The 18,818-nt window shown below is 36.2% G+C and carries 20 protein-coding genes; 4 read left to right on the forward strand and 16 right to left on the reverse strand.

What is annotated here, in order from left to right:
* Positions 1-46 precede the first annotated feature (46 nt).
* The gene (locus GV828_RS09410; RefSeq protein WP_166537238.1) at positions 47-403 is read right to left on the reverse strand and encodes a hypothetical protein; all 357 of its coding nucleotides are present in this window, start codon (positions 401-403) and stop codon (positions 47-49) included.
* 95 nt (positions 404-498) lie between these two features.
* On the opposite strand from GV828_RS09410, the gene GV828_RS09415 reads away from it, so the two are divergent.
* Positions 499-1,014, forward strand: a complete 516-nt coding sequence (locus tag GV828_RS09415) for a CvpA family protein (protein WP_166537239.1) — start codon at positions 499-501, stop codon at positions 1,012-1,014.
* Here the strand turns inward: GV828_RS09415 and GV828_RS09420 are convergent.
* The 8 genes from GV828_RS09420 to GV828_RS09455 form a co-directional block, all read right to left on the reverse strand.
* Complete coding sequence (locus GV828_RS09420) at positions 1,007-1,753, reverse strand: tetratricopeptide repeat protein (RefSeq protein ID WP_235935443.1); 747 nt, start codon at positions 1,751-1,753, stop codon at positions 1,007-1,009. The two genes, GV828_RS09415 and GV828_RS09420, sit on opposite strands and share 8 nt — an antisense overlap.
* A gap of 13 nt (positions 1,754-1,766) precedes the next feature.
* Positions 1,767-3,584, reverse strand: a complete 1,818-nt coding sequence (locus tag GV828_RS09425; RefSeq protein WP_394350653.1) for a BatD family protein — start codon at positions 3,582-3,584, stop codon at positions 1,767-1,769.
* A gap of 7 nt (positions 3,585-3,591) precedes the next feature.
* On the reverse strand, positions 3,592-4,389 hold the full coding sequence (locus GV828_RS09430) for a tetratricopeptide repeat protein (RefSeq protein WP_235935444.1): 798 nt from the start codon (positions 4,387-4,389) through the stop codon (positions 3,592-3,594).
* Positions 4,376-5,416 (reverse strand): VWA domain-containing protein, encoded by a 1,041-nt coding sequence (locus GV828_RS09435; RefSeq protein ID WP_166537241.1) that lies wholly within the window; start codon positions 5,414-5,416, stop codon positions 4,376-4,378. Before GV828_RS09435 ends, GV828_RS09430 begins: the two co-directional genes overlap by 14 nt.
* 6 nt (positions 5,417-5,422) lie before the next feature.
* Positions 5,423-6,421, reverse strand: a complete 999-nt coding sequence (locus GV828_RS09440) for a vWA domain-containing protein (RefSeq protein WP_166537242.1) — start codon at positions 6,419-6,421, stop codon at positions 5,423-5,425.
* A gap of 1 nt (position 6,422) precedes the next feature.
* A complete protein-coding gene (locus GV828_RS09445) occupies positions 6,423-8,033 on the reverse strand; it encodes a cbb3-type cytochrome c oxidase N-terminal domain-containing protein (protein WP_166537243.1) in 1,611 nt (536 codons plus the stop codon).
* Between the two features lie 24 nt (positions 8,034-8,057).
* Entirely contained in the window at positions 8,058-8,927 is an 870-nt protein-coding gene (locus GV828_RS09450; RefSeq protein ID WP_166537244.1) for a DUF58 domain-containing protein, read from the reverse strand.
* Positions 8,928-9,008: 81 nt separating this feature from the next.
* Complete coding sequence (locus GV828_RS09455; RefSeq protein WP_166537245.1) at positions 9,009-10,013, reverse strand: AAA family ATPase; 1,005 nt, start codon at positions 10,011-10,013, stop codon at positions 9,009-9,011.
* A gap of 170 nt (positions 10,014-10,183) precedes the next feature.
* Here GV828_RS09455 and GV828_RS09460 point away from each other — a divergent pair, with 170 nt between their 5' ends.
* The 3 genes from GV828_RS09460 (at position 10,184) to GV828_RS09470 (ending at position 13,085) form a co-directional block, all read left to right on the forward strand.
* The gene (locus tag GV828_RS09460; protein ID WP_166537246.1) at positions 10,184-11,053 is read left to right on the forward strand and encodes an aldo/keto reductase; all 870 of its coding nucleotides are present in this window, start codon (positions 10,184-10,186) and stop codon (positions 11,051-11,053) included.
* 95 nt (positions 11,054-11,148) lie between these two features.
* Positions 11,149-11,901: an SDR family NAD(P)-dependent oxidoreductase gene (locus GV828_RS09465; RefSeq protein WP_166537247.1), complete on the forward strand. Its 753-nt coding sequence runs from the start codon at positions 11,149-11,151 to the stop codon at positions 11,899-11,901.
* A 23-nt stretch (positions 11,902-11,924) separates the two neighbouring features.
* Entirely contained in the window at positions 11,925-13,085 is a 1,161-nt protein-coding gene (locus GV828_RS09470; protein WP_166537248.1) for an ATP-binding protein, read from the forward strand.
* Positions 13,086-13,327: 242 nt separating this feature from the next.
* Here the strand turns inward: GV828_RS09470 and GV828_RS09475 are convergent, their stop codons facing one another.
* From GV828_RS09475 to hemE, 7 genes are all read right to left on the reverse strand, one after another.
* Positions 13,328-13,789, reverse strand: a complete 462-nt coding sequence (locus tag GV828_RS09475) for a hypothetical protein (RefSeq protein WP_166537249.1) — start codon at positions 13,787-13,789, stop codon at positions 13,328-13,330.
* Positions 13,790-13,793: 4 nt separating this feature from the next.
* The gene (locus GV828_RS09480) at positions 13,794-14,174 is read right to left on the reverse strand and encodes a c-type cytochrome (RefSeq protein ID WP_166537250.1); all 381 of its coding nucleotides are present in this window, start codon (positions 14,172-14,174) and stop codon (positions 13,794-13,796) included.
* 223 nt (positions 14,175-14,397) lie between these two features.
* Positions 14,398-15,393, reverse strand: coding sequence for a porphobilinogen synthase (gene hemB / locus GV828_RS09485; RefSeq protein ID WP_166537251.1), 996 nt, complete (start codon positions 15,391-15,393; stop codon positions 14,398-14,400).
* Positions 15,394-15,453: 60 nt separating this feature from the next.
* Positions 15,454-15,807 (reverse strand): four helix bundle protein, encoded by a 354-nt coding sequence (locus GV828_RS09490; protein ID WP_166537252.1) that lies wholly within the window; start codon positions 15,805-15,807, stop codon positions 15,454-15,456.
* 100 nt (positions 15,808-15,907) lie between these two features.
* Positions 15,908-16,819, reverse strand: coding sequence for an oxygen-dependent coproporphyrinogen oxidase (gene hemF / locus GV828_RS09495; RefSeq protein ID WP_166537253.1), 912 nt, complete (start codon positions 16,817-16,819; stop codon positions 15,908-15,910).
* A 138-nt stretch (positions 16,820-16,957) separates the two neighbouring features.
* Positions 16,958-17,635, reverse strand: coding sequence for a hypothetical protein (locus tag GV828_RS09500; protein WP_208103169.1), 678 nt, complete (start codon positions 17,633-17,635; stop codon positions 16,958-16,960).
* A 70-nt stretch (positions 17,636-17,705) separates the two neighbouring features.
* Positions 17,706-18,731, reverse strand: coding sequence for a uroporphyrinogen decarboxylase (hemE, locus tag GV828_RS09505; RefSeq protein WP_166537255.1), 1,026 nt, complete (start codon positions 18,729-18,731; stop codon positions 17,706-17,708).
* Positions 18,732-18,818 lie beyond the last annotated feature (87 nt).

An 18,818-nucleotide genomic window follows, 5' to 3' on the forward strand; every position in this document is an offset into this window, starting at 1 on the left:
AAGAGTGCAAATTTACTATTTTTAAACGAAATGGAAAGCCAAGTTTTTAATCAATAAAATGTCGTTCTAAAAAATAATTAACTATAGCTTCTTTCATTAAAACCGTTTGTTCACCGGCTTTTAGTGATGGCAATTCTTCCTTTACTTTGTAATGTGGCCAACCGTCGCGGTCAAAAAAATCAAATTCGTAAAAACCATAAGGTTCGAGTAAACGGCAAATGGCAATGTGCATTAAATTAACTTTTTCGTCTTTCTTAAATTTTTGATGAACTTTTCCAAGTTCTTGAACGCCAATTAAATAGATGATTGAATCTAAGTCAAGTTCATCACCATCAGCAAATTGAGCCGAAAGTTTTTGCACCAGATTCTCCCAGCGTTCTTTAAGTTGTATATCTCGAGACATTTTTGTCAGCTTTTTTAAAGTGTCAGGGCAAAGATACGCTTGTTTTTGTTTTTGTTGAGAAAGACTTTTATCTTGCCACACATTTATACCGCAATATGGGATTTTTAGATATTGTTCTCGGAATTATTTTGGCCTATGGAGCAATTCGTGGGCTTTTCAACGGCTTTTTTGTGGAAGTCGCTTCTTTTTTTTCGCTGCTTTTGGGCTTGTACGTTGCTATTAAATTTTCATTTTTTACCGCCGAAATTTTAAGTGATTGGTTTTCCTGGAATCCGAAAAACATTGCGATTTGGGCATTTATCATCACTTTTATTTTGGTGGTTTTGGGTGTTTCTTTGCTCGGAAAATTTTTTACTTCCATTGCAAGTCTGGCTTCTTTGGGACTGGTAAATAAAATTGCCGGAGCCATTTTTGGGGTACTTAAAATGTGCGTAATTTTAAGTTTCGTATTGACGCTTTTTGCAAAAATAAATTCAACAAATGTAATTGCCAAACAAGAAACGCTGGACAATTCGTTATTTTACAATCCTATTTTAAAAGTTTCCGAAATTGTCTATCCGGTTTTTCAAGAATGGTTTGATGCGTTGAAAAACGAAGAAATAACTACTTAATTTCTTTTACTGCATTTTTTAAAACCCAACCTTCTTTTTCGTCTGCCAACTGAATTTTTTGCCAATTGTTTAATTCTTCCAAAACTTGAACACGTGTTCCTTCGTGAATGATGAAAGCGTCAGTGGCATTTTCTTTTGGTTCGGCTTTTACCACTAAAACAGATTGGAATACAATGGCCGGACGATCATTTTCAAAACGAGATTTTTCGGCGAAAGCCAAACTAACCATCACAATCATCGCCACAAAAGACAGCAATAAAAGCGTGAAGAAAGTTCGCTTTAACCAGGTTTTTGAGGTAAAATAATAACCGATAAAAAAGAGTAAAAATAAAATGGAGAAAGCTACCGCAATCGTCGCCCAACCGTTATGAGTATGCGAGGCTAAAAATTGGTTAAACCAATTGTTAAACCCTGTTTTTTCTACAGGTTTGATGGCATCGATGGTTCGGTTTTGGGCAAATTGCAAATTATTTTTGGCATCGGAAAAACCGGGATTCAACAACAAAGCTTTTTCAAAATTATAAATCGCAGGAGCCGTTTTATTGAGTTTGTAATAGGCGTTTCCGAGATTGAAATACAATTCTGCCGAATGTTTTTTTTCCTTTAAAACCAACTCATATTGCTGGATAGCTTGCTCATAATTTTCTTTTTCATAGAAATTATTTCCTTTAACGAAAGCATCTTGTGCCCAAGAAAATTGCGATATCAATAATAATATGTAGGCTAAATTCTTCATCATAATTTTTTTTGACTTAAGAAATTTGCTTTTCGAGTTCAGAAATGATGCTTCCGGCACGTTCATAATCTTCCTGAATAGCGGTGGAAGATGATGGTGCATAACGGGCAAATTCGCAACTTTCGCTGAGGTTGATAAAATCCTCAATCGTTTCGGGTTTGGCATTTTTTTCTAGCAAAATTTCACGGATTTTTTCTTTGCTCATTTCCGAAGTTTCAATGTGTAATTTTGCTTTCAAGAAGTTATGTAACGCTTTTTCCAGCGCGATGTAAAATGCTTCTTTGTTAGCAATTTGTTTTCTGGCTTCCGCCAAATATTTTTTTGCTAATCTACTCGACAATCTACGTTTGTTGCCCACGATGTCACTGTCGATGGCTTCTTTTTTCTTTCTGGCAAGAATGATAATCGGAATCAACAAAAATGGCACTATCATCAATCCATAAAATAATGGCGAACCTAAAAAATCTTCTGATGTTATGTTTATCAAATTGGTTTTTAAGGCGATAAATTTAAACTGATTTACAGTTTTAACTGCTTTTTTTTCTGCTGATTCTGAAGTATTTGCCACATCATTTCCGGCAATTGGACCGTCTAAAACTTTTACATTGACATCGTTAGAAGTAATGGTTTTATAAGAATTTGAACTTAAATCAAAATAAGAAAAAGTTAAACCTTTGATGGTGTAATCACCTTGAAATTGTGGTACGATGGTATATTTGTCAGAAATTTTTCCTTGCATTCCCGAAAGTGGCGTTGAAACCTGCTCATTATGAACCGGATCATACATCTCAAAGGCACTTGGCACAATTGGTTTTGGCAAATTAAATAATTTTAAATTTCCATTCCCAGAAACCGAAACTTCCAGTTCTAATGTTTCTCCGTGTTTCAACTCCGTTTTTGAAGGTTTTACCACAAAATTAAATTTGCCTACAGCTCCTCCAAAATCTTCTGGTTTTCCATTTTCGGGAAGGCTTCTCACGTTGATGGATCTTTTTCCAGCCGAAACCGTTTTGTTCGTTGGTACAAAATGTGGTCGTCCGAAGATGTCACGTTTTCCGGTTGGTTGGTCTATGGCAATGTCAAGCGAAAGTGGTTCGATGGTTAATTTACCTGACTTTTGTGGGTACAAAACCGTTTTACGCAACACGACATAACGGTAATTTTCGCCTTTAAATTTTCCTTCCTCAACCACTAAATTTTTGATGTCGATATTTTGGCTCCAAAAATCATTAAACTTCGGACTTTGCAACTCGCGCCAGTTTCTAACACTAGAATTGTGGCTCACGTACAATTTATAAACCACGGTAATGGGTTGGTTTACGTAAGGATTTTCGTTCGAAATTTCGGCTACCAAATGAATTCCTCCGTCTGCTGGAGGTTGATACTGCTGCTGTTGTTGCTGTTGATATGGATTTCCATATGGATTTCCGTAAGGATTGGCATAAGGATCTTGCGGTTGTTCTACTGCGTTAGTAACGTTGATTTTTACAGGCGAAGTTTTATAAATTTGCCCATGAATTTCAATTGAAGCTTGTTTAATGGTAAGATTTCCTTTTTGTGTGGGAAGTAAAATATAGATGTACGATTTTTGAAATGAGGCTTTCCCGTTAATCCACGATTGGCTAACCTGCTGACTTGGACCGCCAACAATTCTGAAGCCTTCGAAGCTTGGTGGCACAAAATTGTCACCATCTTCGTTCATGGCAAATTCAATTCTGAAACGCTCGTTTTGTGCCACACTTTGTTTGTTCACTCTCGCTTCAAACTGTACTTGTGCCGAAAGCGTGGCGAAAAAAGTTATAAAAAGTGCTGTAAAAAAATTTCTCATTTTCATTTTGCTATTACCAATCTTTTTCGGTTGGAACTGGTCGTCCCTTGGTTTTTTTTGCGTTTATCTTATCCTGAATTTTTTTCTCTTCGTTATTTACTGCATCAAGTAAATTCTCCATTCTTTGTTTTGAAGGACTGTTGCCTGGTTGCGGTTTTGGTTGTCCGTTATTGTCTTTTTCTTCTGGTTTTTGGTTTTGATTTTGGTCTTTGTTTCCGTCTTTTTTGTCGTTTTTATCCTTGCCTTTATCTTGATCTTGGTTCTGATTTTTGTCTTGCTGATCGTTTCCTTGATTTTTATCTTTTTGGTCTTTGTTCTGATCTTTATTTTGGTCTTTTTTGTCCTTGTCTTTATCTTTTGGAGGTTCTGGATTATTTTTTAAATATTCTTTTGCTAAAGCATAATTATATCGTGTTTCTTCATCTGCGGGATTATTTCGCAAGGCATTTTTGTAGGCTTCTACCGCTTCACTATATTTTTTTTCGGTCATGAAAATATTTCCCAAGTTGTGAAAAGCCTTGTGTTTTTGAACTTTATCAGTAGTTTTTTCTATTGTGGTTAAGTAAGCCCGTTTGGCTTCGGCATGTTGCTTTTGTTTGTAAATCGAATTGCCTAAGTTGTAATTAGCCATGGCATTTTCCGGATTTTTTGAAGCCGAAATTCTGTATTCTGCTTCCGCTTCCGCAAATTTTTTATTAGCAAAATCGTCGTTTCCTTTTGGCAAATTTTTATCCTTTTCTTGCGATTGAAGCAACCCAGGAACCATCATCAAAAAAAGTACAATCAACTGCTTCATTTTATTCTTTTTCATTAAATAAATTCAACTTTTTCACCCAGCTTGTTTTCTTTTCCAATAAAAAAATATCTAAGAATAATAGCAAAAATCCCAACGCTAATAACCACTGAAATTGTGATTGGTAAGTGGCAAATTGTTTGGCTTCAAATTCAGTTTTTTCAATGTTTTCTAAAGCATTTTTCACATAATCCACCACTTGTTTCGTATTGTTGCCCAAAACGTAACCACCTTTTGTAGCAGAAGCAATTTCTTTCAACGTTTCTTCATTGAGTTTCGTAACGACCACTTCATCATTTTGATCACGCTGAAAACGTTCTACAACGCCATTTCTCCGGAATGGAATTGGTCCTCCTTTTTCAGTTCCTATTCCAATTGTAATAATTTTCAATCCATTTTTTACTGCTTCAGAAACGGCATCGCCAACACCTTCTTCGTGGTCTTCTCCGTCCGAAACCATGATAACCAATTTGCTGGTTTTAGTATTTTCATCAAAAAATGTACCCGAAAGCTGCAAGGCTTCGCCAAGAGACGTTCCTTGTGAGGAAACCATTCCGGGATTCATATTTTGCAAAAACATTTTGGCAACGCTATAATCTGTGGTGATGGGCAAAACCGGGAAAGCGCTTCCGGCATACGCCACAATTCCAATACGGTCGCTTCCTAATTGATTGATAATTTGCGAGACAATTTGTTTGGTTTTTTCCAAGCGATTTGGTGCTACATCTTCGGCTAACATTGATTTTGAAACGTCAATGGCAAAAACAATATCAATTCCTTCGCGTTTTACAGTTTCGGTTTTTGCACCAATTTTTGGGTTAACCAAAGCTAAAACAATACACGCAAAACCCAACAACGCAATCACAATTTTCACGGTTGATTTAAAAACCGAATGTTCGGGAGCGAGTTTTTTGACTAAATTTAAATCCCCAAATTCGCGCTGTTTTTTCTTTTTCCAATACAAATTGAAAAGATAAATCAGCACCACGATAGGGATGATAATCAGCAGGTATAAATATTTTTTTTCGTCTAATTCGTCGTACATAATTTTTTAGATAAAACTTCTGTAAACAGTGTTTTTCAATAATATTTCAAGTAAAAGCAGCAATCCGGCAGCAATGGCTAACGGTCGAAATTTTTCATCATAATTGTAGAATTTTTGTTCTTCAATTTCGGTGGTTTCGAGTTTGTTGATTTCTTCGTAAATCTGTTTGAGGCTTTGGTTGTTTTTGGCTCTAAAATATTTTCCATCAGTATTTCTTGCAATTTCTCGCATCAATTGTTCGTCAATTTCCACTGGCATCATGCGGTAAATAAAATCGCCATTTGGAGCGATGGCGTAAGGAGATTCGGCCATTCCGGTCGTTCCAATCCCTATTGTGTACACTTTTATTCCATATTCTTTTGCAATTTCCGAAGCCATTCTTGGGTCAATAAATCCAGAATTATTGACACCATCAGTCAGCAAAATAATGACTTTACTTTTGGCTTTGCTGTCTTTTAATCGGTTTACAGCAGTTGCCAATCCCATACCAATTCCGGTTCCATCTTGTAAAACCTGATCATATTTAGTGTTTTCCAAAGCTTCTAAAACTACGGCTTTATCGCTGGTTACAGGTGTTTTGGTATAACTTTCAGCAGCGTAAACGACCAAGCCAATTCTATCATTTGGTCTTGCTTCCACAAATTCCGAAGCTACTCTTTTCAAAGCTTCCAAACGGTTTGGTTTTAAATCTCTCGTTAACATCGAACCCGAAACGTCAATGGACATGACGATGTCAATTCCATTAGTGATATTAGTTTTGTTGCTAATGTCAACGCTTTGTGGTCTTGCTAACGCTAAAATCAAAAATGATAAAGCCAAAATTCTGAGGACAAATAAAAACGGATAAATTTTTCCCCAGAAAGAGGGTTTCGCCTGGAAACCTTTTAGCGAACTTACTTTTAAAGTTGCACGTTCTCTACCTCTCCAGATATACCAAGCAATTGCTGCTGGAATCAGGAGAAATAGCCAGAAAAATTCGGGATTTAAAAAACTGAAATTTTTCATGTTAAAGTGCTTTTTTGAGTTCTACAGAATTGATAATTCTTTCTGCAATTTCGGGAGCATATTTATCGGTTGCATCGTAAATTACGGTAATCTGGCTGGAGCCTATTCCGTCTGCAACCACAGTATATACTTCGTATTTGAATTCTTTGGCTTCGTCGCCATCGGGTTTTAATCGCATCGAGCCATAACTTTTTACGCCTTTGATGCCATCTTTCTCAAATGCTGAATTTTTGAATAAAATATCAGTGGCTTTTAGTTTTTTTTCAAAATCTTGCGGAATCGCATCAACCAATAAATTCAGTAAATTTTCTATTTTATTTTCTTCGGTAAAACTAGCAGAAGTGAGAGTTATCGATAGATTTTCTGCAGGACTTCCAAACGAAAAAGTTTGGGAGTTGACACCAACGGTTTTTTTAATTTCTTTTTGACGTTTCAATACTTTTGGCGTTTCAATCGAAATTGCTGGATTTCCATAATCGCTTTTAATCCATTCGCCTTCCGCTAATTGCTTGGTTTCGTAACCGAAAACATTTTCTCTCAAATAATCCATTCCCGAAGTTGAAAGCCAAATTCCTAACCCGATGAAAACTACAAAAATGCTTGAAGCGATAATAATGGCACGTTTTCTTTTGCGTTTTTGTTTTAAAAGTAATTCGTGTTTTTTGGCGTCAAGTAATGCTTCTTCGTCAATTTCTTCCACCTCTGGAATGGCCTTGTGAAGCGTGAAAATGGTTTTTTCTATTTTATTTCGGTCTTCGGCGATTTCAAAATCGAGTGGTTTTACTTTGGCGAATTTTACCAAATCCGCTTGTCGCAAAACGCGTTCGAGGTTTTCAACGGTTTCTTGCGAAAGATTCATTTTTTTCCGAATTACCGCGTTGCGAAGTCCCGCAATTACTTCTGAAGTGGTGCTTTCCATCGCCGGAATTTCGATTTCTTCTTCAATGTAAGTTCTGGCAATATCTGTCAATTCTGAATAATAATTTTTCACTTCTCCTTTTTGCCATAACTGCTTGTTTTCTAATGATTTAAGAAGTGTTACGGCTTTTTCGATTGGCGTTGCAAAAACAATTTCTTCCGGCTTTTCTTTGCGTTTGTATTTTTTTGCAAAATAATAAATCACATAACCAATTGCTGCTAAAATTATAATTGCTAAAACATAAATCCACCATTTTCCCGAAGGACTTTCCACTTCAGAAATGCCTTTGATGTCGTACATTTTTTGCTTCAACGTATCGACTTTTACTGGAGTAATTTCCACTTTAAGCGAATCGGTTTCAAAACGTTTGTCGTTGATTAAAACGTACAATGTTGGGATGGTATATTTTCCGGAATCAAATTGCGTAAGACCGTATTTTTTGGTCAATAAATACCTATCGTTTTCTTTAACGGTATCAGTTGGATAAATTTCTAAAACTTCCAAAGCGCCAAAATTGGTACTTTCCGGAAAGACCACGTTCGACAATGTATCGACGGAAGTTTTTAGCGTAAGGTTTATTTGGGCACCAATTTTTACTTTAACCGAATCAATATTTGCCGTGACGCGTTTTTGTTGGGCAAATCCGCCGGCGAAAAAAAAGAGGATTAGTATGTAAGAAAAAAAGTTTTTCATGTTAGTTTGTCCTTTCGGAAAAAATCAAATTCTTGCTTTAAAGTAGCCGAGTAGCTTGGTTACATAACTTTCATCAACCCTAGTATTTACGGTTCCGGAACCACAACGACTGAAAGTTTCTTTAAAAAATTTTAGTTTCTCGTGGTAATTTTTTTCGTAAGCAACCCTAACTGTTTTCGAGTTGGTATTGATGAGCATTTTTTCACCACTTTCTGCATCAATCATCGGAACCATTCCAATGTTTGGCAATTTTTCTTCTCGAATATCGTACACGCGAATGCCTGTGAGATCATGTTTTTTTCCAGCAATTTTCAAAGTTTGCTCATAATTGTCATCTGCCATAAAATCAGAAATTACAAATACAATAGCTTTTTTTTTCATCACTCCCGATAAAAATTTTAGGGCTTGTGAAATATTTGTTTTTCTGCTCTTGGGTTGAAATTCAATTAATTCGCGAATGATTCGGAGTACGTGAGATCGGCCTTTTTTCGGGGGTATGTAAAGTTCGATTTGGTCTGAAAATAGCACCAGACCAATCTTGTCATTATTTTGCGTAGCGGAAAAAGCAAGCGTTGCCGCAATTTCCGTGACGATGTCTTTTTTGAAACTATTTTGTGTACCAAAACTTTCAGAACCCGAAACATCTACCATAAGCATCATGGTTAGTTCTCGTTCTTCTTCGAAAACTTTTACATAAGGTTCGTTATATCTGGCGGTAACATTCCAATCAATAGCTCTTACATCATCACCAAATTGATACTGCCGAACTTCGCTAAAAGTCATACCTCGGCCTTTGAACGAAGTATGGTATTCTCCGGAGAAAATATGATCGCTCAACCGACGGGTTTTAATTTCTATTTTGCGTACTTTTTTGAGTAATTCTTTGGTATCCATATAATTTGTTTAAAAGTTGGAGGTTTATCGTTTAACGTTGCTTTCACAACAACTTTAAACTTTAAACATTAAACAAATTTTTTAAGGCACTTCAACCTCGTTTACAATTTTATTGATGATGTCCACCGAAGTTACATTTTCTGCCTCGGCTTCATATGTAATGCCAATTCTGTGGCGAAGCACATCGTGAACAACCGCACGAACGTCTTCTGGAATTACATAACCTCTTCGTTTGATAAACGCATAACATTTTGCCGCAACAGCTAAATTGATACTTCCACGAGGTGAAGCTCCAAAACTGATTAATGGTTTTAAACTTTCGAGTTTGTATTTTTCAGGGAAACGCGTGGCGAAAATAATATCGAGTATGTATTTTTCGATTTTTTCGTCCATATAAACCTCGCGAACTACTTGTTGCGCACGAAGAATTTGATCGGTAGAAACCACTTGATTTACCTTGTCAAACGCACCTTTTAAATTTTGACGAATTACCATGCGTTCTTCATCAATTTTTGGATATTCGATTACGGTTTTCAACATAAATCGATCCACTTGTGCTTCAGGAAGCGGGTAAGTTCCTTCTTGTTCCACGGGATTTTGCGTAGCCAATACCAAAAAAGGTTTTTCTAATTTAAAAGTGGTATCGCCAATGGTAACCTGTTTTTCTTGCATGGCTTCGAGCAAAGCCGATTGCACTTTTGCAGGGGCACGATTGATCTCATCCGCCAAGACGAAATTGGCAAAAATCGGTCCTTTTTTTATCGAAAAATTATTGTCTTTAATATTGTAAATCATTGTTCCTACAACATCCGCAGGAAGCAAATCTGGAGTAAACTGAATTCTGCTAAAAGTACCGTGAACTGCTTGTGAAAGTGTGTTGATGGCCAGAGTTTTAGCTAATCCCGGAACACCTTCAAGCAAGATGTGTCCTTGACCTAATAATCCAATCAGCAATCGTTCTACCATGTGTTTTTGGCCTACGATTACTTTGTTCATCTCCATCATCAGGAGGTCAATAAAAGCACTTTCTCTCTCAATTTTTTCATTGATTGTCCTAATGTCTAATGCTGTTGCATTTTCTTCCATAATTTAAGTTTTAAGGGCTTTTGTAAAATACATTTTGAATAGGGGTGCAAATTGAAAATTTAATTACACGTATCTTGTTAAGAATTAGTTAAAAAATTTCTGAATTCCTTGTCTTTAAGGATGATTTATGATTTTGTTTTCATAATTTTAGGTTCTAAAATATTTCTTGCGTGAAAACTAAACTATCGCCTGTAATTGCAGGAACTATGAGTTGGGGAAAATGGGACAAAAACCTCACTCCAAAAGAGATGGCAAACCTAATCCACATTTGCCTGGAAAATAAAATTTCAACCTTTGATCATGCCGATATTTATGGAGGTTACACAACCGAAGCTGAGTTTGGTTTGGCTTTCGCCGAAAGTGGAATCAACAGAAACTTGCTGCAATTCATTTCGAAATGTGGTATCAAGATGCCAAATGGAAATCGCGATTATAAAATAAAATCCTACGATTATTCTAAAGAATACATTATTTGGAGCGTTGAAAATTCTCTTAAAAATCTTAATACAGATTATTTGGACGTTTTGTTATTGCATCGTCCGAGTCCTTTGATTCAGGCTGATGAAGTTGCAGAAGCGGTTGAAAAATTAAAAAGCGAAGGCAAAATATTAGATTTTGGACTTTCGAACTTTACCAATCTTCAAACCGAATTAATTCGTTCAAAAACTGAAGTTTCTTATAATCAAATACAATTTTCAGCTACAGATTTTCAACCCATGATTGACGGAAGTTTAGATTATATGCAATTGCACAACATTCGCCCAATGGCTTGGAATCCTTTAGGAACGGTTTTCAGAGCAAAATCAGATGCAGCAAGACGATTAAAAACATTGTTAGCAGATTTGGTGGCCAAATACCACGTGGGTTCTGACACGATTTTGTTAGCGTGGATTTTACAGCATCCCGCCAAAATTATCCCTATTGCCGGAACGGTAAATGTAGCGCGACTTCAACAACTCCCAAAAGCTGAAGAAATTAAACTCACACAAGATGAATGGTTTGCCATTTGGACAGAAAGTATGGGGAATGAAGTTCCGTAGGATTTATGATTTAAGATATATGATTTATGAAGTGAGATATAGGATTTGTTCAGAAAATCATTGAGATTTACTTTTAGTAAAAAAATAAAACAAACATGAAAACAGTGTTGATTACAGGAGCCACAAGCGGAATAGGACGAGCGACTGCTATTGAATTGGCAAAACATAATTTTAAATTGATACTTTGTGGTCGTCGAGAAGATCGATTGACAGAATTACAAATAGAATTAGAACATCGAACCAAAGTCCATACTTTAAATTTTGATGTAAGAAAGAAAAAAGCTGTTCAAAACGCAATTCATTCTTTGCCGACGGATTTTTCTACTATAGATGTTTTAATTAACAATGCGGGAAATGCTCATGGTTTAGATCCTGTAGAAAACGGAGATTTAGAGGATTGGGACGCCATGATTGACATTAATATTAAAGGACTTTTGTATGTTTCCAAAGCCATTATTCCCAAAATGGTGGAAAAAAAAAGTGGCCATATCATCAACATCGGTTCTACAGCTGCAAAAGAAGTTTACCCCCATGGGAATGTTTATTGTGGCACAAAACATGCGGTAGATGCCATAAATCAAGGTATGAGAATGGATTTAAATCAATATGGAATTCGTGTTGGTGCCATTCATCCCGGAATGGTTGAAACCGAATTTTCTCAAGTTCGGTTTAAAGGAGATGCCGAACGTGCCGCTAATGTTTACAAAGGTTTTCAACCGCTAAAACCCGAAGATATTGCCGATATCATTCGGTTTGTCATCACCAGACCTTATCACGTAAACATTGCCGATTTGATGGTCATGTCAACCGCGCAAGCCTCTTCGACCATCGTCAACCGAATTATTTAATTTTTAGAAAATTCTTTCACTAAATGATTAACAAGCGGTTGCTCATCAAAAATCTTTTGGCTCATAATGATGAGAATGTTTTTTATGATAAAAAACGGCAGCTGAACTTACATTTTAAAGAAGGAAAAGCCAAATTTTTAAAACATATCTGTGCACTTTCAAATTCCAATCCATACAATAATTCTTACATTGTAGTTGGGGTGGAAGACCAAGATAATGCCATCGTTGGCGATGATTTTTTTGACGACAGCCGCATTCAAAATCTTGTAAACGCTTATCTCGAAAATCCGCCGAAAATTCAGTACGAAAATGTACCTTTTCCACATCTTCCGAAAGACAAAGTCGTGGGATTAGTAACAATAAAACCAGGGAAACAAAAATCTTTCTTTAAAAAATCGATTTACACCATTCCCGCAAAAACTACTTTTATGAGGGTTGGAAGCAACTCGCTTCCGGTGGAAAATTTCCCTTCAGATACCAGCCGAAATCAGCAAAACATTGAATTAGTTAACAATTTAGAAAATAATTCGCGCAACAGCATTGCCGATACTTTGGAAGGTGTGATTGATTTTTTGAACAACCGCCACAAAGACATGCAAGCTGAATATAAAGTTTTTAAAGAGCTTTTCGTTGTATGTTGGGCGGGAATATCAAAAAAAGTTAAAGATAAAAAATATTTGTCACGTGTTGATATTGAGTTAGTTAACGAGCAGGTCAAGTTGTTTTATTCTGCGTTAGACGAAGTATTGATTGAATATGATGCCAACAGTTTTCAAATCACCGAATTTCTGCCGTTGGGATTAAACGATAAAACCAGCTATTATCCTTTAGAGCGCAAAAAAATCCTTTTTTTTGAAAATGGTTATTACAAAATCGAAACTGAATTTTTGTTCGAACCTCCGCAATACAATCGCAAAGTGTTGTTCCACATCTACAATGCGAACCTCGCAATTTTAAACAAAATGGAAAAAAAAATTCCCCTAAACGAACGCGAAAAAAAAGACCTCCAAAACCTGCCATCAACCCTCATGATTTGCCACATGAACGATTTTCCAGACGCCAAGAAAATTTTGGCGGAAGCCAAACCCTTACTCAAATCCTTCGAAAATCCAGCCATTTACGTCAGCTTCAAAGAAGCGATGAGGATTCTCCGAAAAATGAAATACGACAGTTCCGACAATTAAATTTCTATAATTTTTTTTTTTAGCAGGAGCGAAAGGTCCGTGAATTTTTGCCATCCTTGTTCCTGCTGCTGTAACTCGCTTTAAACCTGTTTTTTGCAAACAGGTTTAAGAGCTCAAACAATTACAGCATCAGGGCTATGGGAAAATCTTTTGGCATTTTTATAATCGTCGTTGCCAATATTGCGAAAAAAATTTTCCGTTACATCATCCTGCAAGGTTTTTCAAAACCTTGTAGGATGAAACTACCATCTCAAGAAATTAAACGGAACTTCGCCAAGATTTTTCACTTTATTAGCAATTTCAATTTTTAATTGATGATAATTTTTTTGGTGGAATTCAGAGATTGGTACCACTCTACGGTTTTTTATAATGAGATACAAAACTTCAAAACTTCCTCCTTTAGAAGTTTCAATAACAGTTTGGAAGCCATCAAATTCCTCAAAATCGTAGTGCGCGAATTTTGAAAAAATGTTTTTTACGGAAATGTGTTTGTCAAGAATTTCTATTAAAATCGCCCTTTTGTACGTTGCAATTAAGATATACATAAACGCTAAAAATCCTAAAATCCCAATGAATAAAAACTTAAGATTGTAATGATTGCTGAAAGCGGATTTGCGATTAAAAAATAGAAAGATTAGCGACACTAATAAAGGAAATGAACAAAATCCCATAATGTAAGCACGTAAAGATAGCTTAGATTTCATAGATTTATTCTGCAAAAATCATCATGTATTTTTCCACTGCGATTAATTCTTCAGGAGTGAAAGTTTTCGTGATGGCAAAATTGGTTTTCATTACCGAATATTGGCTTGGATCTACGATGGGTTCACTTTTTTCTTGCAAAAAAAGTTTAATGTCGGCATTATTTTTTTTGTAGATATTGGCAATTTCCTTGATACTTGGACCAATGATTTTAGCATCCGGTTTATGGCAAGAATAACACATGCCTTTGCCATCGAAAATTTCTTGACCGAGATTGTCGGATTTGGTTTCCGTTACGGTTTCGGGAGCTGGTTTTCCAAAGTTTTCTTCGGTTTTTTTGCAGGAAAATAGGAGGAAAGTGAGTAGAATTAGAAACGCTGGTTTCATGGTTTGGATTTTTGATAAATTTACGAAAAATTGCATTTTCCTGAAAATATTTTGATAGACAAAGATTGGAAAACTAGCATTTAAAAAATGCCCGAAGTTTTCCCTTAGCCCCGATTGTAGCGGAAATCCTTCTCGATTTTTCTTCGGGAAGATTGTAGCGAAAAGCGGGAATTACGTTTAAAAAAATGCCTAGTCCCGAAGCTTCGGGAGGCTCCTAAAAAATTTATTGATTCAGAATTATTGCGGCTTCTTTGGCAAAATACGTCGAAATTAAACTGGCTCCGGCACGTTTGATACACATGAGTTGCTCCATCATAATTTTGTCGTGGTCGAGCCATCCTTTTTCGGCAGCGGCTTTGATCATGGCATATTCGCCGGAAACGTGGAAGACGGTAACGGGAACATTTACAGCGTTTTTGACTTCACGAACAATATCCAGATAAGCAATCCCGGGTTTTACCATGACCATATCGGCACCTTCTTCAACGTCCCAAAGGGCTTCTTTCACGGCTTCAAGACGATTAGAATAATCCATTTGATAGGTTTTTTTATCTTTTGGAACCACGATATCGGCTTCTTTTGGCGCAGAATCCAAGGCGTCGCGAAATGGTCCGTAAAAAGCCGAGGCATATTTAGCGGAGTAGCTCATAATGCCAACATTTTCAAAACCTGCAGCATCAAGACCTTGACGAAGTCGAAGGACACGACCGTCCATCATGTCGCTTGGTGCTACAAAATCGGCTCCGGCTTTTGCATGCGAAACCGCCATTTTTACGAGTGCTTCGTTGGTTTCGTCATTGGCGATATCACCGTTTTTGATGATTCCATCATGACCGTAAATGGAATATGGATCGAGAGCCACATCGGGCATCACAATCATTTCAGGACAGGCGATTTTGATTTCGCGAATGGCACGTTGCATCAATCCATTATCGTTCCAAGCTTCTTTTCCGGTATTGTCTTTCAAAGATTCATCAACCTTTACATAAATATTTACGGCACGAATTCCTAAAGCAAAAAGTTCTTTCACTTCTGCTACCGTTAAATCAATAGAACGACGGAAAATTCCGGGCATCGAGGGGATTTCTACTTTGTAGTTTTCGCCTTCGGCAATGAACATTGGGAACATAAAATCGCTCGGACTTAATGTGGTTTCGCGGACTAATGAACGGATGGATTCGTTGGTTCGTAGTCTTCTACCTCTTTGTAATGGGAACATGGTTTTAGCTTTTAGCTTTCAGCAATTAGCAATTAGCTACATGCTGTTGGCGATTAAAATTTATTTATTTAACTTTGATATTAAACTATTTAGCATTTTTTTAATCTCTTCAATTTGAAACAATAATTTCTCTGCTGTTTCTAGATTTAGAAAATTTAAATCTCTACTTAATATAAATTGATACTCTAATTCGTTTGCTGATCCGAATGCAATGATTAGAAATCGGGCAAAATCTTTATCTGAGTTTCTACCACAACCTTCCGCAATATTTGTTGGAATCGAACTTGAAGATCTTTTCATTTGACTAGTTAGTCCAAACTGTTCTTCTTTTGGAAAATTAATTACAATTTTATAAACATCTAAAGTCAATTGATGGGATTTTTGCCAAACTGTGAAATTTTTATAATCTTTCATATTTTTAAAGCTGTTAGCTGTTAGCGATTAGCTGTTAGCTATTTTTTTACTTTTTTTGGAAGCTAATTGCTGAAAGCTAACAGCTAATCTCTATCAGCCATTATACCCAATCAACGGGTTTTTCTAACACTGTAATTAATTTTTCTTCTTCTGAACCTGCTTCTGGGTGATAATCATAAATCCATTGAACGTGTGGCGGCAAACTCATCAGGATGCTTTCGATTCTTCCATTGGTTTTTAGCCCGAAAAGAGTTCCTTTGTCATGAACCAAATTGAATTCAACATAACGACCACGACGGATTTCTTGCCAGGTTCGTTGTGCTTCGGTATAAGGTAAATCTTTTCTTTTTTCAACAATTGGAACGTATGCTTCAAGGAAAGAATCGCCAACTTCGGTTACGAAATTGTACCAGTCTTCCATTGACATCTCTTCATTTGCCTTGCAATAATCGAAAAATAACCCTCCGATTCCTCTGGCTTCGTTTCGGTGTGCATTCCAGAAATAGGCATCGCATTGTTTTTTATATTTTGGATAAAATTCGGGATTATGTTTGTCGCAAGCGGTTTTGCAAGTTTGATGAAAATGTGTGGCATCTTCTTCAAACAAATAATAAGGTGTTAAATCTTGTCCGCCACCAAACCAAGCCCCAACCAACTTCCCCGAAGGGGAAGAGTTATCATACATTTCAAAATAACGCCAGTTTGCATGAACCGTTGGCACCATTGGGTTTTTCGGATGAATGACCAAACTCAAACCGCAGGCAAAAAAATCGGCTTCGCCAACGTTGAACATTTTTTGCATGGATTCGGGCAATTTTCCGTGAACGGCCGAGATGTTGACGCCTCCTTTTTCGAAAACTTTTCCGTTTTCGATGACACGTGTTCTTCCTCCACCGCCTTCTGGACGTTCCCAAATGTCTTCGCGGAATTTGGCTACTCCATCGACTTTTTCAAGTCCGGTGACGATGGTGTCTTGGAGGTTTTGTATGTAGGTGTAGAATTTATTTTTCATTATTTAGTAATTCTGATATTTTTTTTATATTCCATGCTCCTTTTCTTGAAAAAGTTACAACTTTAAATTTGTATTGAATATCTTTTCTTTTTATTATTTCAGATGATGAGAACACTTTGTTTTTTTTTGAAGTATCTTTTAAAAATAAATCTTTGTAAACAGAACTTCCAACACACACGATACGTTTGGTTGAAGTTCTAAAATTAAATCAATTGTTCTTTGACGGAAAAAATTTTGAATTGTTCCGTTCCAATGATTTTTTAATGTTTCTTCCTGTGAAAGTTTTTTGTAAATTGACTTTAATTCTTTTGTTGATTTTGTGGCTATTGGGCAAATATTAGTGTAAACAATTTTATTCGCAATTTCATTGATAAATAAATTTCTTTCGTCTTCATTTTTAAGATTAATTCTTTTTCCTAATTTTTTTTCCGAAAAATTTAAAAGAATATCAATCATTTGCTTTGGAAAAGAGTTTTTAGTTTTTGCTTTTTCATCAAACCACTTTCCATGTTTGGCATTGTTATCTTTAAACCAATTTAATTCTGAAGAGGTGTTTTTAGTTAATAGTTCTTTAGGGAAATAGAAAGTATTTCCACTTTTGTGATTTTTTTCAACAAATGCACCTTCACCAGGATTTATACCAAGAAATAAAATTTCAGGTTGATATGAAATCTTACTTTGAATAGAAATAATTCCTTTATATAAATTTCTGTATTTAAAATTATTTTCCGTTTTCTTTTCTTCCAAAATCTTAATTAACGGATTGTATTTTTCTTCAATTAAAATAATTTTATCAATAAGTTCATTGGTTTCCATAATTTTCATTTTATACCTACAAGGTTTTTGAAACCTTGCAGGAAAACTAATCACTGCAAACTGCGACTGATTACTTCTTATACTCCTTCACAGCATCCACAAAAGCCTTCGCATGGTCAACAGGAATATTGGGTAAAATTCCGTGACCAAGATTTACAATGTATTTGTCTTTACCGAATTCGTCTATCATTTGATGCACCATTTTTTTGATGGTTGGAATGGGCGAAAGCAATCTTGAGGGGTCGAAATTTCCTTGCAAAGTGATGTTGCCACCAGACAAATATCTTGCATTTCGTGGTGAACACGTCCAGTCTACTCCAAGTGCCGAAGCCTTGCTTTTTCCCATTTCACCAAGTGCAAACCAACATCCTTTTCCGAAAACAATAACATGCGTTTCATCGGCTAAAGCCTCAACAATTTGGTTGATGTATTTCCAAGAAAATTCTTGATAGTCAACCGGAGAAAGCATTCCGCCCCAAGAGTCGAAAATTTGAACGGCATTTACTCCCGCTTTTACTTTTTCTTTCAAATAGGCAATTGTTGTGTCGGTGATTTTTTGCAATAAAACGTGTGCTGCTTCTGGATGTGTGAAACAAAATCCTTTGGCCATATCAAAACTTTTCGACCCTTTTCCTTCCACAGCATAACAGAAAATTGTCCAAGGCGAACCCGCAAAACCAATCAATGGCACTTCGTCGTTTAGCATTTCCTTGGTCAGTTTAATCGCATCCATCACATAACCTAAAGTCTCGTGGATATTTGGAACTATCACTTTTTCAACATCTTGTGGTGTACGGATTGGGTTTGGCAAAAACGGACCAACGCTTTCCTTCATCAAGACTTCGATTCCCATTGCTTGCGGAACAACCAAGATATCTGAAAATAAGATTGCTGCATCTGGTGCGATTCTTCTGATAGGTTGTACTGTGATTTCAGCCGCCAATTCTGGTGTTTGACAACGGGTGAAGAAATCATATTTGTCGCGTAATGCTCTGAATTCTGGTAAATATCTTCCGGCTTGACGCATCATCCAAACGGGTGGACGTTGAACTGTTTCTCCTCTTAATGCTTTTAAAAATAGGTCGTTTTTTATCATTTTTTTTGTTTTTTTCTTTCAAGCTTTTAAAACCTTGTAAGTGTTTTTTTTGTATTTCTTAATTATACCTACAAGGTTTTGAAAACC

The sequence above is a fragment of the Flavobacterium ichthyis genome (genome assembly GCF_009915155.1).
Taxonomy (GTDB): Bacteria; Bacteroidota; Bacteroidia; order Flavobacteriales; family Flavobacteriaceae; genus Flavobacterium; species Flavobacterium ichthyis.